At 47.5% G+C, this 18,580-nt stretch carries 10 protein-coding genes; 7 read left to right on the plus strand and 3 right to left on the minus strand.

The genetic code is table 11. From position 1 onward, the window contains the following. Positions 1-19: 19 nt before the first annotated feature. A complete protein-coding gene (locus P6574_RS12240) occupies positions 20-3,631 on the minus strand; it encodes a PAS domain S-box protein (protein ID WP_310620559.1) in 3,612 nt (1,203 codons plus the stop codon). A 471-nt stretch (positions 3,632-4,102) separates the two neighbouring features. Between P6574_RS12240 and P6574_RS12245 the strand changes: the two genes are divergently transcribed. Next, positions 4,103-9,325: a DUF4011 domain-containing protein gene (locus P6574_RS12245; RefSeq protein ID WP_310620560.1), complete on the plus strand. Its 5,223-nt coding sequence runs from the start codon at positions 4,103-4,105 to the stop codon at positions 9,323-9,325. A gap of 221 nt (positions 9,326-9,546) precedes the next feature. Here P6574_RS12245 and P6574_RS12250 read toward each other — a convergent pair whose 3' ends face one another. Further along, on the minus strand, positions 9,547-10,098 hold the full coding sequence (locus P6574_RS12250; protein WP_310620561.1) for a TetR/AcrR family transcriptional regulator: 552 nt from the start codon (positions 10,096-10,098) through the stop codon (positions 9,547-9,549). A 105-nt stretch (positions 10,099-10,203) separates the two neighbouring features. Between P6574_RS12250 and P6574_RS12255 the strand changes: the two genes are divergently transcribed. The 6 genes from P6574_RS12255 (at position 10,204) to P6574_RS12280 (ending at position 16,838) form a co-directional block, all read left to right on the plus strand. After that, the gene (locus P6574_RS12255) at positions 10,204-11,388 is read left to right on the plus strand and encodes an acetyl-CoA C-acyltransferase (protein ID WP_310620562.1); all 1,185 of its coding nucleotides are present in this window, start codon (positions 10,204-10,206) and stop codon (positions 11,386-11,388) included. Beyond that, complete coding sequence (locus P6574_RS12260; RefSeq protein WP_310620563.1) at positions 11,388-11,909, plus strand: PaaI family thioesterase; 522 nt, start codon at positions 11,388-11,390, stop codon at positions 11,907-11,909. The genes P6574_RS12255 and P6574_RS12260 overlap by 1 nt, the downstream gene beginning before the upstream one ends. Beyond that, positions 11,906-13,072: an MFS transporter gene (locus P6574_RS12265; protein ID WP_310620564.1), complete on the plus strand. Its 1,167-nt coding sequence runs from the start codon at positions 11,906-11,908 to the stop codon at positions 13,070-13,072. The genes P6574_RS12260 and P6574_RS12265 overlap by 4 nt, the downstream gene beginning before the upstream one ends. Before the next feature lie 10 nt (positions 13,073-13,082). Then, positions 13,083-13,952 carry an alpha/beta fold hydrolase gene (locus P6574_RS12270; protein ID WP_310620565.1) on the plus strand — a complete coding sequence of 290 codons (870 nt, stop codon included), beginning with the start codon at positions 13,083-13,085 and terminating at the stop codon, positions 13,950-13,952. Between the two features lie 127 nt (positions 13,953-14,079). Next, positions 14,080-14,391 (plus strand): antibiotic biosynthesis monooxygenase family protein, encoded by a 312-nt coding sequence (locus tag P6574_RS12275; RefSeq protein ID WP_310620566.1) that lies wholly within the window; start codon positions 14,080-14,082, stop codon positions 14,389-14,391. A 230-nt stretch (positions 14,392-14,621) separates the two neighbouring features. Beyond that, complete coding sequence (locus tag P6574_RS12280; protein WP_310620567.1) at positions 14,622-16,838, plus strand: TonB-dependent receptor domain-containing protein; 2,217 nt, start codon at positions 14,622-14,624, stop codon at positions 16,836-16,838. A gap of 753 nt (positions 16,839-17,591) precedes the next feature. Here P6574_RS12280 and nrdF read toward each other — a convergent pair. Continuing rightward, the gene (gene nrdF, locus P6574_RS12285; protein ID WP_310620568.1) at positions 17,592-18,569 is read right to left on the minus strand and encodes a class 1b ribonucleoside-diphosphate reductase subunit beta; all 978 of its coding nucleotides are present in this window, start codon (positions 18,567-18,569) and stop codon (positions 17,592-17,594) included. Positions 18,570-18,580 lie beyond the last annotated feature (11 nt).

Raw genomic sequence — 18,580 nt, forward strand, 5'->3', positions numbered from 1 at the left:
GTTTTGTGAGACGCTCACTTCAAAGCAACGATGTTTTTTGCTGGCCTGATGGGGAAATTTTGTCTTTATCCATTACCGATAGTTCATTCGTGACCCCTCGTTTCCAACCGGAAGTAAGGCAATTACATGTCTCAATAATCTCTTTTAGGAAGCTTTCTTGAGCATCCCGATCTAACAGTTGTAAACTTTGATATTTTTCCCACAACGGTCGGTAGTGCCCTTCTGAGCATATATTTTTCATCTGCATGACAATCTCCCGAACTTTCATTCCAAAGTCCTCATTGGAAATCTGTTGCGCCTGCAGTGATTCCAAATGTTCCTTGCTTAACTTTTTAAGAGTATTAACGCGTTGCTGCCTGGTATGAGGACCCTGCTCCGTTTCAACAAAAGCAGACTTGCTGGCTTCATTAGTAAGAGTCCCGAGCGTTGCATCTCCCCGAGTATTGGCGGCCTGCTCCACAATAGCCTGTGAGATCGCCCTGACCAAGGGCTGCAGCGCTATCGGCTTGGTTAAAATGGCGGTCGCCCCCACATTGTAAAGCCTTTCATGTTGCTCTTTCATAATATGAGCAGTTAAGGCTATAATGGGAACGCTCGCTAAATCATCACTTCGTGAACGGATGGCCTTAATTGCTTCTTCGCCCCCCATTATCGGCATAGTAGAGTCCATTAGAACAAGTTGGAAGTACCCCTTCTCCAACACTTCAACCGCCTCCTTCCCATTATTGGCAGTCTCCACCTGACAGGAAACTTTCTTCAAAAGCTCAACAGCAACCAACTGATTGGTCTTGTTATCCTCTGCAAGTAAGATACGTGTTCCTCGAATAATCTCTCGGTCCATCTCAGAAATCTCTTGCATTTTCTCCTCTTTCTGGAGTTGCTCTGCATGGACCATTGGTAGCTCAAACCAAAATACACTCCCCTCCCCCGGAACGGATTGAATACCGATCTCGCCTCCCATCCCTTCAACAATCTCTTGTGATACAGCCAGACCAAGCCCGATTCCATCCGTTTTCCGAGCTTGAGAATTATCTATAGTTTCAAACTTTTGAAAAATACTTGCTTGTTTTTCCCAGGGAATTCCTATGCCCGTATCAACAACTGCAAATCTAATTGTTATGCCGTCTTTATTTTCACCACGACTTTCCGCCTGCATGGTAACAGACCCTTCGTGCGTAAATTTAAGGGCATTGCCAACAAGGTTTATGAGAACCTGCCTGAGCCTCCCACCATCAGTTGCAATAAACTCCGGTAAACTCTCATTGATATTGACCAGTAGCTGTAATCCTTGATCACGAGCTTTAGGCATCAAGAGGTCTCTAACGCCATTCACCAAATGGCGAAGGGAAATCGCCTCCTCCCTAAACTCCAATTTTCCCGCCTCCAATTTTGACAGGTCTAAAATATCATTTAAAATCTGTAGGAGCGCGTAGGCAGAGTTCAAGGAAGTATTAATCAGATTATTATGTTGTTCGCTAAGCTGGTCTTCTTTGATGATGTTTAAAAGACCAATGATCGCATTGAGTGGATTACGTATTTCGTGGCTCATCATTGCAAGGAAACTTGCCTTTGCGTTGCTGGCGGCTTCCGCTTGATCTCTGGCAATCAGCAAAGCTTGGGTATCATTTGTCTGCTTGGTGATATCACGTATAAAAGAATAGAAACGCCTACCGTCAATCGTATCCGCCGCACTCATGGTGAATTCAATAATAAGTTCTTCGCCTTTAATTGAATTCCCCTTGGCTTGCATCCTTTCCGACCCTGCCTGAGTAATCTGATCACGTTTCAAACGATCCAAATTTTCGAGATACTGGTCTCCACTACTTTCCCTAAATAACAGAGTATGGGCTTGCTGGCCCAGCGCATCGTCTCTTTTAAGGCCGAATACACGCTCGGCGGATGGGTTGAACTCAACAATCTCATCTCGCACATTAACACCAATAACTGCATCATTGGCAGTTTGAAAAACCGACTGCAATTCGGAAGTACGCTGCTCCACCTCTATTTCACGCAGGCGTAAATCCGTCACATCCCTGCGATACCCAACAATTTGCCCTTCTGGAGTTTTTCGCTCATAAACTCGGATCCAGGTTCCGTCGTCCAACTCCTGAAGCATCTCACCTGATTGATTGCGGTGTTCTTCCAGTCGTTTTTCTATCCATTCTCCCAAAGGTATCCCCTTGGTATTGTATTGTCCTCGCAAAGCCCCTTGCCGAATAATAAATTCAAATGTATTGCCCGGAACCAAAAGGTCGGCACTTGTCTTGTAAAGTTCTTGATAACGACGGTTACAAATGAGGAGTTTGTCCTCCCGATCAAACAAAACAAAGGCATCGGGAAGATAATTAATTGCACTGGCCAACTGCTGCTGAGCAGACACAGCCTCTTGCTCAACAGCCAGTCGCTGGGAAATATCTCTAATAATTACTGAAAAGGACTGCGTTTTATTGGCAATAAATTCGGAAAAAATCAGCTCCGCCGGAAAGGTATCCCCATTCACTGCTTGTCCTTCCGCCGTTAACACAGTACCTAGAAGCTCTCCTGAGTTTTTCTTAAAAAGGTCTTCATAGTCCCATTGAAAAAAAAGTGAGGAGAGTTGGGTTCCAATCAAACGAGACGCATTCGTCGAAAATAGTGTGCCCGCCGCATAGTTTGCCGTATCAATTTTTCCGATTTGATCAGTTGTGATAATTCCATCTGCCGCACTCATTAATATGGCATTGATGCGCGCTTCCTTTGCTTGTGAGCGGATAACAGCCTCTTCTACCAGTTGTCGTTGAGCCCTTTCTTTCTCTTCCAGTGCACTTAAGTCCGCATTGGCCTGCGAGACACGCCGTGAATGGAGAGCCCACAACGCCCCAAGAATAAGGAGCGTCAACAAAACAAATAGAATTGCCGCCCGCTGCTGGATAGCTTCAAACTGCCCAGTTTGCGGAACCTCACCCTCCACCATAATAATTGGCCACCCCTCAAGTGGCAAAACGGCTAATTCTTCAATTATACTTTGACTGTCGCTTTCCAGCTCTCTCATCAAAAACAAAACACTGTCAAAATTTCGATTTGCAAACTGCTTTTGCAAGACACTTGGACTAAGTGTACTCTGTTGATTGCCAAAAAAGTCATCAACGGCAACATGCTTATCATGCGAATGATGTTCTTCACTAACTAAGTGCTTACCAAGCACTTTACTCACCAAGCCGGAGTAGTGCCTTTCCTCATCGTGAATGGGCCCATAAGCTTTGTCCCCGATAAAAACACGCTCCCCCATCCGCGACAGATGATTTTTATCAATGTAGATGCGATTAACTTGGTAGTCTCCATGTATGCCCGGTATGCGTAGGTTTGACCTTTCATGGAGCTCTTCAAGAAATGGAAGAAGGCGTCCTTCAATAGCTTCCAAATGAAAAAGAAATTCAAGCTGGTTATGCAAGGATCGCTCTACGTTGGAGACGCGCTCCCCATATGCATAGTCTCTCAGAGAGTGATAGATGAAGTACTGTGCTCCCAGTATCAAAACCACAAATCCGGCCATGAGAACAAGCCATAACTTGCTGTTTTTTTGAAAAAAAACAGCAACTACACTCTTGTTTCCTGCAGGCTTTACAGATTTCTTTCTGATTTTTTTCTGCATGCACAAGCCACACTCTCTAAAACTCAGATGTCGCTGTGGGCAACATGAGGCTATAAGAATGTCAGAGACATTTTAAGAAACCACGTAGGAATATCGTTGACGCATATTTAAAGTGACACATAAGCCCGTAAGTATCACGAAGAAGCTACATATATTCAACTAGTTACACTCTCAAACTTTTGCACGGCACCGATTAGTATTGGTGGATGTGACGGCTGTAATTCTTTTGTTCCCTTTGCCTGTAGCGAAACACGTAGCCACGATAGCCCGCGAAAAAGTCCTCACTCATTAGGCAAACCAAAAGTACCTACAAGGAAGGGAATCCACTCCAACTTAAAACTGTATACCCTACTTTCCATCCCATACACTCAAAGAACAAAATAGGTACAAAGTATCTTGTATCCTTCCCCGATCCTGCTAAACATCAAATAAAAACATAGAGTTCGCCTGCTGCATCCAAGGGGTACAAGAGTGTTAGATCAAATCACCGCGCCTGTAAAAAGTGTAAAACCAACCGTTTTTATTGATGCAGTTGTAGAGAGTACACTCCACTTTGCTGCTCTCCAAAATTCGCCCTCACTTTTTTCCTCAATCTGCCTGATCAATAGCACTCCCCATTCAGTGTTCAACATCACTGTTGAATTATCTTTTTCTCCCGATTTTGCCATTCCTAAAGGTTTTTTGGTGAGCCAAATTGAGCCATTTGGCCAGTTGGAACTGACTGACCTTTTCGTTCATTTTGACCAAAACTTTTGGAGGAACCTTGGTCAGAATGAACTTGGAACTGCATGTTTTCGCTTATTGACTGATGACGGAGAATGCATTTTTGAAGATTTCAAGAAAATTGACTTGCTGCCCCGTTGTCACTGGGGTGGCTTTGAGGCTATGGGCGACTTAACAGCTAGTTTTGTTACTTCCAATGACCCTGCGCTCTCAAGTATTCTTCAGGTCGCAAGCGAAACACTTAAAAAATTTGGTTACCCCCCCGCATTAGATGGGTATAGAAGTGAGGACCCCAAACTATCTTATATGCTTGGTGCTTCTATTTGGTCGGCAATATCTGCTATGGGTCTTCTTCATACAGCCACACCAAAGAACTTTGTCAAAAATGGCCAGCCTGTCCGCCTTCCCTCAATGATAGACAATCAAGGGCTGGTTACGCCACTTGATAGTTCATTACTATTTGCTTCCGCTCTTGAAGCAACAGGTCTTAATCCCCTACTTCTGTTCACTAATACTCACTGTTACTGCGGTTTCTGGTTACTTGATACCGGTTTTAGCGGGGCTATGGAAAAGGACCCCTTAGAACTGAGGAAAGCTCTTTCCGCAAGAGAGCTAATAGTTTTCGATCCATCCTTTGTCTCCCATTGGCCCGCGGAGCCGTTTCCTAAAGCAGTTATTGAAGCCCAGAAGTATTTGGAGGAAAACGGTGAACATTCGTTTGTCGGCGCAATTGACATTGCGCAGGCCAGATCCTACGGGATTATGCCTCTTGAAGCCTCCAATAGCAGTAATCCTCAGCCCTCGGAGGCAGATGACAGGCAAAATGCAAATCCTTTGCCATTGCCGAAGCCACCCGGTTATGCTGATCTTCCAATCGAGACGATTGAAGTATCAACTCAGTCACCAAAAGATCGTGTAGCCCGGTGGCAAAATAAACTCCTAGATTTATCACTCAGAAACCGGCTACTGAACTTCAAGGCAACCAAGCAGACCATACCATTTTTCTGTGCAGACCTATCGCTTTTGGAGAGCCAGCTCACTCAAAATATAAAACTGCAGATTAAGTCCTTTCGAGAAAAACAACGGCGTGGCAATACGGAAACTAAGTTTGACAAAATCAAAGCAAGGGATGCCCTTACTCGCAAAGAGCTGATCTCATCACTGGAACAAGCAGAACTGAGTGCTCGCACCATTGAGCTATTTCGCCGCGCCAAAAGCGATATCAATGAGGGAGGAACCAATACCCTCTTTCTTGCGATGGGATTTTTGAGTTGGAAACGGCAAGCTGACGATGAGATCACCTATAAAGCTCCGCTTCTTCTCATCCCCATCAAGCTGGAGCGCAAAAGTACAACAAACCGATTTTCGTTAGAAATCCACGAGGATGAAGTTCGTTTCAACGACACTTTGGCAGAATTTTTGAAACGGGACTTTGCCCTACAACTCCCTTCCTTCGACAAACACCTGTCCAATAGTGAGGGTACTCTGGATGTCCCGCTCATTCTGGAAATGATCAGAAGAGTTGTGCGGGATATTTCGGGGTTTGAGGTCTTGGAAGAAACTGCACTCTCAACATTCTCGTTTGCCAAATATCTCATGTGGCAGGATATGGTAGCGCGTACCAAGAAGCTTCGCCAAAACAGAGTGGTTAAACACCTGATTGACAATCCAGATCAAGCTTTTGAGAGTTCCAGCGATACCGCCCTTCCAGTTGCCAGCGAAATCGACAGGTATTACCGCCCACATGATATTGTTGTTCCTTTGCCAACGGATTCCTCGCAGTTAACAGCAGTCATGGCGGCCCATGAGGGCAAGGATTTTATTTTGGTTGGACCTCCAGGTACGGGAAAAAGCCAAACAATTACAAACATCATTGCCCAGTGCTTGTCTCACGGTAAAACTGTCCTCTTTGTTGCGGAAAAAACAGCAGCACTGGACGTAGTTTACCGGCGCCTGAAAGAAAACGGCCTTGGGAACCACTGCCTTGAGTTGCATTCCAATAAAGCTGACCGGAAACAGTTTCTCAGCCAGCTGAAAACGGCTTGGGACAATACTCCACCATATGACGATGAAGATTGGAGCCTGATAAACGAACATCTTGAAATACATCGTGACCACTTGAATGAGTATGTGGAAACCCTTCACCAGAAGGCTCCTAACGGTTTATCTGTTTTTCGTGCACTCGGGCTCTCAATCAAAAATGCAGACAAGGCTCTTCCAAAACTGGATTGGGAGGAAGATCGCACACATAGTGAAGCGGGAATGCGGCTTCTGAGAAGTATTATTACAGATATTGCGCGGGTTCATAAGCACGTTACACCCATACCAGCTCTTGAGTATATCAGTATTACAGACTGGTCTGTTCGCTGGCAGGAGGAGCTTCTTAACAGGTCGCGTGACCTACATGAGGTGACAGTCAACCTTGAAAAGTTCTGTCTTCAATTTCGTGAAGCCAGTGGCGTTTCACAGAGTACGGGTCTGCACCGCTCCGGTTTGCAACGGTTATCTCAATTTGCTCAGGCTATTTCGAGCCTTAATGGAGAAAATTTCTCTCTTATTTTTGAGGCTGACTTTCCTGCCTTATATAAATCCGCAGGTTCACTGGAAGAGCAGATTTCACGTTATCGCCGAGCGGAACAAAGGTTGGCAGCCGCTTATCTTGCTATAGATATTCCAGCAATCCCGATACAGCAACTTTTGCAAGACTGGAAGCAGGCAACGGCTAAAATGTGGCCCTTATCTTCTTCTGCAAAAGCAAAGGTACGCAAGCGTTTGGAGGCATTTGCAAGTTCCCAACGGGCGGTGGAGCTTGAAGATCTTGACCACCTCCTGATCATGCAGCAAACTATCAGCGTATTAGACCAGCACCCCCTTAAACCACTCTACAGTGAGTGGAGAGGAGTTGACACTGATCTCGGCCAACTATCCGATTATTTGTCCAAGGCTGCCCATCTGCGCTCTCAAATTCTAAATTTGGGAATACCCGAGACAGGACGAGCAGGTTTAAAGAACCGCCTTCTCGAGTATTTCTCAAACCATCCCTTAAGGTCCGCGATAAACGAAAAAGCAACAGAATTTCATTCTTGTTACATGCTCTTCCAAGACCGACTTGAGGTATTCTGCCGATTTGCTGGCCCGGCTCTTTTAAACTGCGAGGAACCAGACTTTATTGCTGTTCTTAAAGATACTCTGGCAGAGCTCGCCCGAAACAAATCTGAGTTGCAAGTATGGACAGAGTGGTGCTCTGTCAAAGAACAAGCTCTCAACCATGGCCTCTCGCCCTTCATCCAAGCTGTGGAGAATGGCTGGGTCTCCCACGATAAACTGCAGGAGAGTTTTGAGGCAGCCTATGCAAACTGGTGGCTGCCTACGGCCATAGACCGCACTCCTGCACTACGCAAATTCAAGCGTTTCAACCACGAAGAACTTTTGCAAGAGTTTCGCAGGTTGGATGAGCAGGTACGAGCGATGTCTGCCTCCAAAGTGCAGCAGGCAATGGGTCATAACCTGCCTTTGATCCACGAGGTCGCGAAAAGCTCCGAGCTTGGACACCTCCGCCATCAGATGGGCCTTAAACGACCAAGTAAATCCATTCGGGACATGATATCCGGTATGCCAAGCACTTTCAGCCAGCTTGCTCCATGTCTTTTGATGTCCCCCCTTTCCATTTCCCAATACCTACCGGTGGATCACGCCCAGTTTGATGTGGTTATTTTCGATGAAGCCTCACAAATCACAACATGGGATGCTGTGGGGGCCATTGCACGGGCAAGGCAGACGATTATTGTCGGAGATCCGAAACAGCTTCCTCCGACCAATTTCTTTGGAAGAAACGAAGAGGAAGGCGAAGAAGAGCTGGAAGCGCATGAACGGGATTTGGAGAGTATTCTTGAGGAAGCTAAAGCCTCTGGATTGCCGCAGTTACAACTCAATTGGCATTATCGCAGTCGTCACGAATCCCTGATCGCTTTTTCAAACTGGCATTACTATGGGAACAAATTGATCACCTTCCCGTCTCCCGTAACAACAGATAATGCTGTACGATTAGTACATAACCCCGAAGCCTTTTATGATCGTGGTAAATCCCGCACCAACCCAACAGAAGCAAGAGAGGTCGTAAAAGCGGCCTCGGAGCGACTTAGAAGTTGGTTAACCTTGCCACAAAATGAACGCCCATCACTTGGAATAATAACATTCAACCAAAAACAGCAGGACCTTATACAAGATCTGTTGGATGCTGAGTTACGAAGCTCCCCCGAACTGGAGTGGTACTTCCTTGAAGAAAGAGAAGAGCCTGTCATCGTTCGCAATCTCGAGAATGTTCAGGGAGAAGAACGGGATATTTTTATATTCTCAATCACTTTCGCACCCGATCAGGCCGGTAAACTCTCAATGTCCTTTGGCGCCCTCAATCAAGAAGGCGGTGAGCGGCGGTTGAATGTTGCCATTACAAGAGCCCGCGAAGAGCTGGTTATATACTCCGGTATTACAGCCGATAATATTGACCTCAGCCGAACAAGGGCCTTGGGTGTTCGCCATTTGAAGGCATTTCTCGACTATGCACAAAAAGGGGCTAAAGCCCTGCCAGCCACAGTTTCAGGTTCGATGGGCGGATATGACAGTCCCTTCGAAGAGGCAGTTGCCTCCACGCTTGAAAAACTTGGGTGGACAGTGGTGCCACAAGTTGGTGTTTCCGGATTCCGCATAGACCTTGGTGTGGTCCACCCCACAAAGCCAGGGGCATTCTTAGCTGGTATTGAATGTGACGGGGCAACCTATCACCGCTCAGCCACAGCCCGTGACCGAGACAAAGTTCGTGAGCAGGTTCTGCGCAACCTTGGGTGGGAGATCCTTCGTATCTGGTCTCCAGACTGGTGGTATGACAGCGAAAAAACCGCTCAAAGAATTCACAGTACACTCACCGAACTCTTGCAATGCAGTGAGGTTTCACAGGCGTTTGAGCAAGGCTAATCGGCTTGCTATTGGTTAACTCTAGCGATCTTGCAACGCATCGCCCGAAAGTGACTTCCGGTCGTCAGATGGAGGCATGCTCAAAAACAACGGATTGAAGCGGTGAAATGTTCCAAAAAAGCATGCCTCCGCTTTGGCCGTGATGTGGTCTTTCCGAAACAAGTTTAGGTTATGGATTGCTCCGATTTCTAATTCAGACGATGCATTCACCAGTCACCTATTTATCGTCGAACCGCATCAACTACCCGTTGTGAGAGCTCTTTATCGTCTGTCGCCCGTGCAAGGACAAGTGCTCCAACGAGCGTTGCAAGAATTTTTATTGCCTCAGCTTCTCCATCTCCATCTTGATTCAAGCTTTGACTGATAGCTTCAACAATAGCTTTGATATTTTTTGTGAAAACCGTTTGCACTTCGCTCCCGTGACGAGGGGCTTCTGCCGCCAGCGCGGCTATCGCGCATCCAAGTTCGACATGTTCTATGTGCTTCTCATTCAAATACCATTGCGCGATAGCTTTTTTAGGGTCTTCAACATTTTTGTTTTTGGGTCTGGACCATCCTTGAATTTTACTTTTGAAAGCATAATCCGTTGCCTCTGCAATGAGTGCTTCCTTATTGGTGAACTGCTTATAAAATGCCCCGTTGGTCAGGCCAGAACTTTTCATTAGCCCAGCGATTCCAATACCATCATAGCCATATTCACGAAACTTCTCACTAGCAATCTTAACGACACGTTCACGGTTAAGCGCAGCTTCTTCCTTTGAAGATCTCATCATTATTCTCTCTGTTCGACCAACTAGGATTATAGTCATAATCTTTTTATTGACAATAAAGATTATGATCGTAATCTATATTGAGTTTTGTTAGGAGATTCGAAGCCAATGCAAACAAGTTCTGTCGTTATCTGCACCGCCAAACGTACTCCCTTGGGTGCTTTTCTTGGCTCCTTTTCCAACATGCAAGCCCATCAGCTGGGCGCTGCAGCCATAGCGGCCTGCCTCACAGAACCCAAAGTCGATCCAATGCAAATATCCGAAGTTCTTATGGGCTGTGTGCTGAGTGCAGGACAAGGACAAGCCCCAGCACGACAAGCCGTCCGCAAGGCCGGGCTACCCGATAGTATCGGAGCCACGACAATCAATAAGGTCTGCGGTTCGGGCATGAAGGCGGTTATGCTTGCCCATGACCTCCTTTTAGCTGGCAATGACGGAGTAATTATCGCAGGCGGCATGGAGTCTATGTCAGCTGCCCCCCACCTACTCCCTCACCTGCGTTTGGGGAAGAAGACAGGAAGCGCTGAAGTTCTTGACCATATGCTCACCGATGGACTTGAAGACGCCTATGACAAAGGGCGCCCAATGGGTGAATTCGGCGAAGCTACTGCTGCCAAGTATGGGTTTGATCGCACCTCTCAAGATCAATACGCTACCGAGACTTTACGAAGAGCCCAATATGCAGTGAGCGAAGGGGCCTTCGATAATGAATGTACACCAGTTACAGTGAGTACACGCAAGGGTGACATTATAGTCAATCGGGATGAGCGCCCCCACCAGATCAACCCTGTCAAAATTCCGGAACTCAAAGCAGCATTCGGAAAAAACGGTACAATAACACCTGCCAGTTCCTCTGCAAACGCAGACGGCGCTGCTGCGCTGCTGCTGGCGCGTGAAGAAACAGCTTTGCGTGATGGATTGCCAATTCTAGCGCGTATTGTTGGACATGCGGGCCATAGTCAAGACCCCGCATGGTTTACGACTGCGCCCATTCCGGCCATTTCCAAGCTCCTGAAAGAAGTTGGCTGGCAAGTATCAGATGTGGATCTATTTGAAATTAATGAGGCCTTTGCAGTGGTTGCCATGGCCGCGGCTAAAGAGCTTCATATTCCCAGAGAAAAGCTAAATGTAAATGGCGGCGCCTGTGCTCTGGGACACCCCATTGGCGCAAGTGGCGCTCGTATCATCACAACCCTTGTTTATGCCTTGAAACACCGCGGATTAAAGCGCGGTGTGGCGTCCTTGTGTATCGGAGGTGGCGAGGCCACCGCAATTGCTATGGAGATCGTTTAATGTCAGTTGCACAAAAGAAACCGGAAACATCTATCGTTCCTCCTCCCGATTTTAATTTTGGTCTGGCAACGGCACAACAAGCCGCAGGTCTTACAGGCCTTCAGTTTCTTCAGTCTATACTTACAGGCGAGATCCCCGCGCCGCCTGTTGCAAAGGCCACACAGCAGTGGATTCATGAGATCGGCGAAGGTTGGGCTGTCTTTCTTGGCAACCCGACGGAACAATTCCTGAACCCTTTAGGGCTGGTGCATGGCGGCTGGGCCATGACACTGCTCGATTCTGTTTTAGGCTGTGCCATACAAACAACTCTTAATCCCGGAGAGACATTTGCCACTCATTCCACTGATGCAAAATTTATCAGGCCAATCTTTCCTCAGCTTGAACAGGTCAAGGCTTATGCAGAGGTCCAAAGCAGAGGAAAAAACATGGCGACGGCTACCGGACGCATTGAGAGCCTTGAAGGAAAATTGCTTGCCACGGGTACGACGTCTTGCTTCATTAGCAGGCTTTCCAAGGTATGAGATCACTTGCACTTCTCCTTTGCCCTTTTGCCTTTACTACTGGGGCGTTCGTGTTTGCGGGCTTGCTGACACCTATCTCTGAAGAATTGGCGGTCTCGTTGGGGGCCGCCGCCGCTTTGCAAGCCATCTTTGCTTTAACCTGCGCGTTGGCGGGGCCGTTTCTTGCCTATTTCACGCGCTCAATTGCCCCTAGAACTCTAATTCTCACCATACTCGCCACTATGGTTGTGTTGAATGGGGCCTCCAGCATAGCGCCAAGTTTCTCGAACCTGTTCATACTGCGCCTGTTAACGGGTGGCATTGGATCCATTGCCTTGCCACTTGCAACAACACTTGCTGTTATGAACGGCAGACCGGAGGAACGGGCCAAATCCGTCGCACTAGTTTATGCTGGTATTCCTTTGGCATTAATTCTTGGTATTCCCGCAGGCTCCCTTATTGGCGATATGTTTGGCTGGCGGGCGAGCTTTGGGCTTGCGGCGGCTTTTTGCGCAATGGCGTGGCTGTTTGTCTTCCTCTTCGTTCCACCTGTAAAGGCGCTAGGGAACGTGGCGAGCACTGGGAAAGGGCTTGGAGCCCTTGCCCCCTCCCTCTACATATATTTTGCAATAACGTTTATCAGTTCCGCCGCTTTCTTCACCCTTGTTGGCCTGATAGGGCCGACGGTTCGCCTGCTCACCGGTTTTTCCAGTGGCGGAGTTGCCGCAATACAGCTTCTGGCGGGCATAAGCGCTTTGATCGGCATTCGCGGTGCAGCCAAGCTTTCAAGCTTTGGCGCCCCCTATAAGGTGCCCGCGTACTTTGCCCTTATGATACTGGCACTACTTGTCATTGTTCCTTCCCTCAGTTGGCACAGAGCAGAAACAGTTGGGCTCATAGTTACCGTGATAAGTGTGCTTGCTGGACCTGCTTCACAATTTGCCATTGGCCTGACAATGCAAACCCAAATCGCTCAATCCGTCTCCCGCGAGGCCACCTTGGCTTTTTCGGTAAACACCTCATTCACTTACCTAGGGCAGGGTTTGGGCATTATTTTGGGTGGTGTTGCGGCGGACCTTTGGGGAATTGAGAGAGCTCCCCTCATGGGCATCGCACTTGCCGCTATTGGTCTGCTTCTTTCTCTCACTCTTCGCCATTCTCGCACTCAACCTGCTGTTGTATAAGGCATATTTTATGTTAACACAAAACACACCAACAACTTTGGACCAATTTGAGGCCAAGGTGGACCACCACTTTGCTAAAGGAGATGGAACGTCCATTCACTATGCCAGCCTCGGGGATGGGCCCTTGATCGTTTTCCTGCATGGCTTCCCAGACCACTGGTTAACATGGTGGAAGCAAATGGATGCGCTTTCCCAAAACTACCAAACGGCTGCACTGGATATGCGAGGCTATAACCTGAGTGCTCAACCAGATGCACTTGAAAGTTATGCTGCCGGGCATCTGGTTCAGGACGTGCTCAGTGTCATAGAGCATTGTGGTCACAAACAGGCGATTGTCGTCGGGCATGACTGGGGCGGCCATGTTGCATGGCAGCTTGCCATGACGAGGCCGGAATACCTTTCCAAACTTGCCATCGTCAACATGCCTCACCCTTGGGCCATTTACCGCGAGTTGGCAAATAATCCAGATCAACAGCAAGCAAGTGCATATGTGCGTTTGTTCCAACAGGAGCAGGCACATCTGGGCCTCGATTTCAGCCAGTTATCAACTTGGATAAAAGATCCGGAGTTTAAAGAAAGGCATCTGCTGGCCATGTCCCGCTCAAACCCAAATGCTATGCTGAACTACTACCGCAAGTGTTTCCCTGCCCCGCCCTATGAGGAAAAGACAGAACCGCCGCAGTCGGTTCTCTCGCCAACTCTGGTCATCCATGGTCTGGAAGACCCTTATGCCCTGCCCAGCGGGCTTAACGGGCTCTGGCAGTGGGTGAATGCTCCGCTGACACTCAAAACCCTGCCCAATGTCGGGCATTTTGTGCAACAAGATGCCCCCGATGAGCTGACAAAAATTCTATCGGTTTGGCTGGAGAGCGAGGACTGAGGCCTTCCTGCCACAAAATCTTTCCATAACCCCATAGATTCAACAGGTGATAGTGCCTCATAACTTGACTTTTATCTTCATATTTAAATATGAGATACATACTCAAGTTAATAAATAAGGACCGACAATGTATATTGCCATGAATCGCTTTAAAGTTGTGCGTGGATCTGAGAAAGAGTTTGAAGCCATCTGGGATAACCGGGAGCGCTTACTCTCTCAGGTTCCCGGCTACAAAAAATTTCAAATGCTGAAAGGTGGAGAGGCCGAAGACCATACCTTGTATGCCTCCCACACCACTTGGGAGAGCGAAGAAGCCTTTATTGGCTGGACCAAATCCGACGAGTTTATCCGCTCCCATAAAGTCGCCCGGACCCGAGCACACATCTATCTTGAAGGCCCTCATTTTGAAGGCTTTGATATTATTATGAGTGAAGCTTAACCTCCTCCCCCACCGTTTGTAGGGAAGGTCTTCCTTCACTCACCGTCTTTTTAGAGGGCATGCTAAGGCATGCCCTTTTCTTTCCCACCTGCCAATTCCCTAACGTAAACGTCACTATCCACATAATATGAAGTTAATCCTCAGATTTAAACTTGAAGATTATCCTCAGGAATAATACCCCCACCCTTACATTACGAATTAATAACTAATCAAAGTAAGTGGGGCCATTTATGTGGGCACAGGGAACTTCTCACAGGTCAGTACTGATCTGCATCAAAAACACATTAAAATCCTCCAGTTCTCTCAGTGCTGGCCTGTCACTTCTTTTAGCCAGTAGCGCCTACGCCCAAGATGGCAGTGTTGAAGAAGTCGAGCTTGACCCTGTCGTGGTGATCGTTGGGGAGACCACAGCAAAAACCGTAGCAAAGTCGACTGTGGACTCTGAAACACTAGAACGCCTACAGTCATCATCCGTTGTCGAGGCACTTTCAACTTTACCCAATGTAAACCTTGAGGGTGGAATACGCTTTGGAGGCCAGACTTTCAGCATTTGGGGTTTTGCTGAACAAGAAGATGTTCGGGTTACTTTCGATGGTGTCCAAAAAGACTTTGAAAAGTACAAGCAAGGATCAATCTATATTGAACCTGAGCTTCTGAAAAAAATCGAAGTCGACAAAGGCTCCTTTTCAGCAGAAAAGTACGGTTCATTTGGTGGTTCCGTGGAGATGACCTCCAAATCCGCCAACGATATGCTGGAGGATAGCGATAAAAATTACGGGAGCTATGTAAAGTTAGGTTACGGTACAAATGGTGATGCACTGTCTACAACAGGTGCAGTCTATGGGCGTTCTGATGAGTATGGATCTGATCTACTAATATCCACCACTCGGCGCTCCAATGCAAAGTTAGTAAGTGGAGATGGTGAAAGACTGCTACTCTCAGACTTAGAGTTATGGAGTGGCCATTTTAAAGGTTCAATTGATCGTGAAGCGCACTCATTTGAACTTTCCGGAGCCTATTCTTACAATCATAACCGTGAACCCTATGACAATCAAAACGGCCAACTTGATCTTTCTTCTATTATCGACAGATATGGATGGGACGAGGCCCTTAGGCGCTTTTCCGTTGATCGCTTGACAAGGGATGCCACACTCTCCGCTAAATATAATTACAACCCCGACAGTGACCTAGTTAATTTGTCTATTCATGCTGGTTGGGCACTTACTGATCAAAAGGATGACCGCGAATACCAAGCACCGGTAACCACTCCAACATTGGGTGGTGATAAAAGCTGGTTGTCCTATGAAAGTTATAATCTAGATATAAAAAACTCCTCTGTATTCAACACCGGTGATTTTGAGCACAGTATTAATTACGGCCTTCAACTGCGTCACCATAAAAGGGACAGCTGGGCCTTTACCGAAGCTTACAAAAACTTGTCCTACTTCAACTATGGCAATTACCCCTTGTATTACTCACCAGGAGGGCAAGAAGTACGTCAAAGCGTATGGGCTGAATATTCGATAAACTACAATGATGTGCTTCAAGTCACACCTGGAATTCGTTATGACCATATAAAACTAGACGGTACCGGAAATCCAAGCCCAGCCTATAACCTCCCTGGAATGCACGATTATAGCTCGGTAACATATTCAGGTTGGTCACCTTCTTTAAGTACTCTATTAAAGATCAACAATAACATAAGCTTATTCGCCGATATCGCCTATAAAATGCGGGCTCCCATTATCGATGAGGTTTACTCAGTAGATAGTCTCACCTACTCCTCGCAACAACTGGAAGCTGAAAGAAACATTGCCAAGCGCGTTGGTTTGGTTTTCACTAAAGACAATTTGTTTACACAAGGGGATATCTTCAAAACACGTATCTCGTATTTCCATAACGATATTCGGCAAAATATTGAGCTTCTAAATGGTAGGGATAATCGTAACGCCTTTTTTGCCGAATACGGTTCTAAGCCAGACTACTTTAACGCGAGAGGGTATTACACCCAAGGCATTGAATTAGAAGCATATTATGACAGTAGATATCTTTTCGGTAGCCTAGCACTCTCTTGGATGGATGGCGAAATAAATGGTGAAGTCTACGATACTTTCAGTAGCAACAACGAAAGAGTTCCAGAAATATCGCCACTGACACTTACAACAATAGTTGGTTTCAAAGTTCCCGACTACGATATCACAGCAGGATGGAAAGCAAAGTTTGTCGACGATATTGACCATGTTTATGGTTTTGATGGATATGATGACGCGAAAGGTTTCGGCGTGCACGACATCTTTGCCAGCTGGACCCCGCAGGAAGGTCGCTTTAAAGACCTTGAACTACGTGCTTCTGTAGAAAATGTATTTGACAAAGAGTATACTCCTTACATGTCCCTTTATCCCGCTAAAGGGCGAAACTTCAAAGCATCTCTCAGCTATAAATTTTGATGGAGCTTTGAGCCATCGTGGTACTGATAGAGGCTTTGTGACCTATTGCTAATCGTTGAAGCGGCTTGCGTTCCATTGGGGTGTAGGCCGCTTTTTCTATTTCCTCCTATAAAATTACTCCCTTTGTGCAACTCTACCCCACTGCCAAGCAGTTTCAGCACCGCACGGGGTTCATGCAGTGGGCGAGGTGGGTCTCGTTAGTAACGAGAGTGGCAAGGCGGGCAGGCTGGGGCCTGCGCAGTGACTAAGTAAATATTTCTTCGGCTCCGGCATTTCCGCCTTGCCCGGGATTATTTTATGCGAAATATCGGGGTAACCAACGGCAGTCGAAAGTGCAGTTTCCTGCCGCTGCTCTCGAAAGCCGGGGGGGCTCCTTGTATCCGTCAGACCCTACAGCAAAGCCTGAACATATTTCACCGGGCGCGTTGAAGATGCGTTACCTCTCCAAAGCACCCCATCCCGACCCATAACTTGACGACGGACGGTCCGCCGCTGCTCGTTTTTATGGGCACGGGAAAATGATAGGGCATGAGTTGTGGGAGGGGGATAAGTTTTAAGGCAGCATAAACAGGGACATGGCCTTAACTGCCGTGTCCCTGTTTTATTTTCTTGCAGTTCCCAGTCCTTGACACCAATCAGCATCTGCCGAACCTACAGCCTCAACTGGATCCCGGCTCGGGGGCCGGGATGACCTTGCTTGAGGCTAAGGGCGTAACTGTGAAGCCAATGGAGGCGGGGCTGGAAAGCGTACTCTTAGAAGTCCCAGTCTTCATCTTCCGTGGCAACGGCTTTACCGATGACGTAGGAAGAGCCGGAGCCGGAGAAGAAGTCGTGGTTCTCGTCGGCGTTTGGTGACAAGGACGCCATGATGGCCGGGTTCACCTGACAGATGGTTTCAGGGAACAGACCTTCAAAGCCAAGGTTCTGCAAAGCCTTGTTGGCATTGTAATGCAAGAAGTGCTTCACATCCTCGGTTAGCCCAAGCGGATCATAAAGATCTTCAGTGTACTTGATCTCAAGATCATAAAGATCAAACAGCAGAGAAAAGGCGAAGTCTTTGATTTCCTTACGCTCAGCCTCTGGCAGGCGCTCCAGACCGCGCTGGAACTTGTAGCCGATGTAATAGCCATGCACCGCTTCATCACGAATGATCAGACGAATAAGGTCTGCCGTGTTGGTGAGCTTGGCGCGGCTAGACCAGTGCATTGGCAGGTAGAACCCTGAATAGAACAGGAAGCTCTCCAAAAACACGCTGGCAATCTTCTTCTTCAGCGGGCTGCTGGTGGCTTTATATTCATCCAGAATAATACGAGACTTGGCTTGCAGGAACTCGTTCTCTTCCGACCAGCGGAACGCATCATCCACCTCTGCCGTGCGGCACAAAGTCGAGAACACGGAGGAATAAGAGCGCGCATGCACCGCTTCCATAAACGCAATGTTGGTAAGCACCGCTTCTTCATGGGGCGTGACAGCATCCGGCATCAAAGTAGGAGCGCCAACTGTATTCTGGATCGTATCCAGAAGAGTCAGGCCAGTGAACACACGGATGGTGAGCTGCTGCTCCTCCGGCTTCAAAGAGGCCCAGCTTTGAATGTCGTTGGACAGAGGAACCTTTTCCGGCAACCAGAAATTGGATGTCAGCCGGTTCCAGATCTCCAGATCTTTTTCGTCCTGCAGGCGGTTCCAGTTAACGGCGCGCGCGACGGTCTTAGTAGCACTGTTCGTTGTCATCGTTATTCCTC

Source organism: Pseudovibrio sp. M1P-2-3 (assembly GCF_031501865.1).
Lineage (GTDB): Bacteria > Pseudomonadota > Alphaproteobacteria > Rhizobiales > Stappiaceae > Pseudovibrio > Pseudovibrio corallicola.

Excerpts from the sequence above, each read along its gene's own strand:
- P6574_RS12280 (WP_310620567.1), top strand. The coding sequence starts at position 14,622 with ATGTGGGCACAGGGAACTTCTCACAGGTCAGTACTGATCTGCATCAAA.
- P6574_RS12275 (WP_310620566.1), top strand. The coding sequence starts at position 14,080 with ATGTATATTGCCATGAATCGCTTTAAAGTTGTGCGTGGATCTGAGAAA.
- P6574_RS12270 (WP_310620565.1), top strand. The coding sequence starts at position 13,083 with ATGTTAACACAAAACACACCAACAACTTTGGACCAATTTGAGGCCAAG.
- nrdF (WP_310620568.1), bottom strand. The coding sequence starts at position 18,569 with ATGACAACGAACAGTGCTACTAAGACCGTCGCGCGCGCCGTTAACTGG.
- P6574_RS12240 (WP_310620559.1), bottom strand. The coding sequence starts at position 3,631 with ATGCAGAAAAAAATCAGAAAGAAATCTGTAAAGCCTGCAGGAAACAAG.
- P6574_RS12265 (WP_310620564.1), top strand. The coding sequence starts at position 11,906 with ATGAGATCACTTGCACTTCTCCTTTGCCCTTTTGCCTTTACTACTGGG.
- P6574_RS12260 (WP_310620563.1), top strand. The coding sequence starts at position 11,388 with ATGTCAGTTGCACAAAAGAAACCGGAAACATCTATCGTTCCTCCTCCC.
- P6574_RS12250 (WP_310620561.1), bottom strand. The coding sequence starts at position 10,098 with ATGATGAGATCTTCAAAGGAAGAAGCTGCGCTTAACCGTGAACGTGTC.
- P6574_RS12255 (WP_310620562.1), top strand. The coding sequence starts at position 10,204 with ATGCAAACAAGTTCTGTCGTTATCTGCACCGCCAAACGTACTCCCTTG.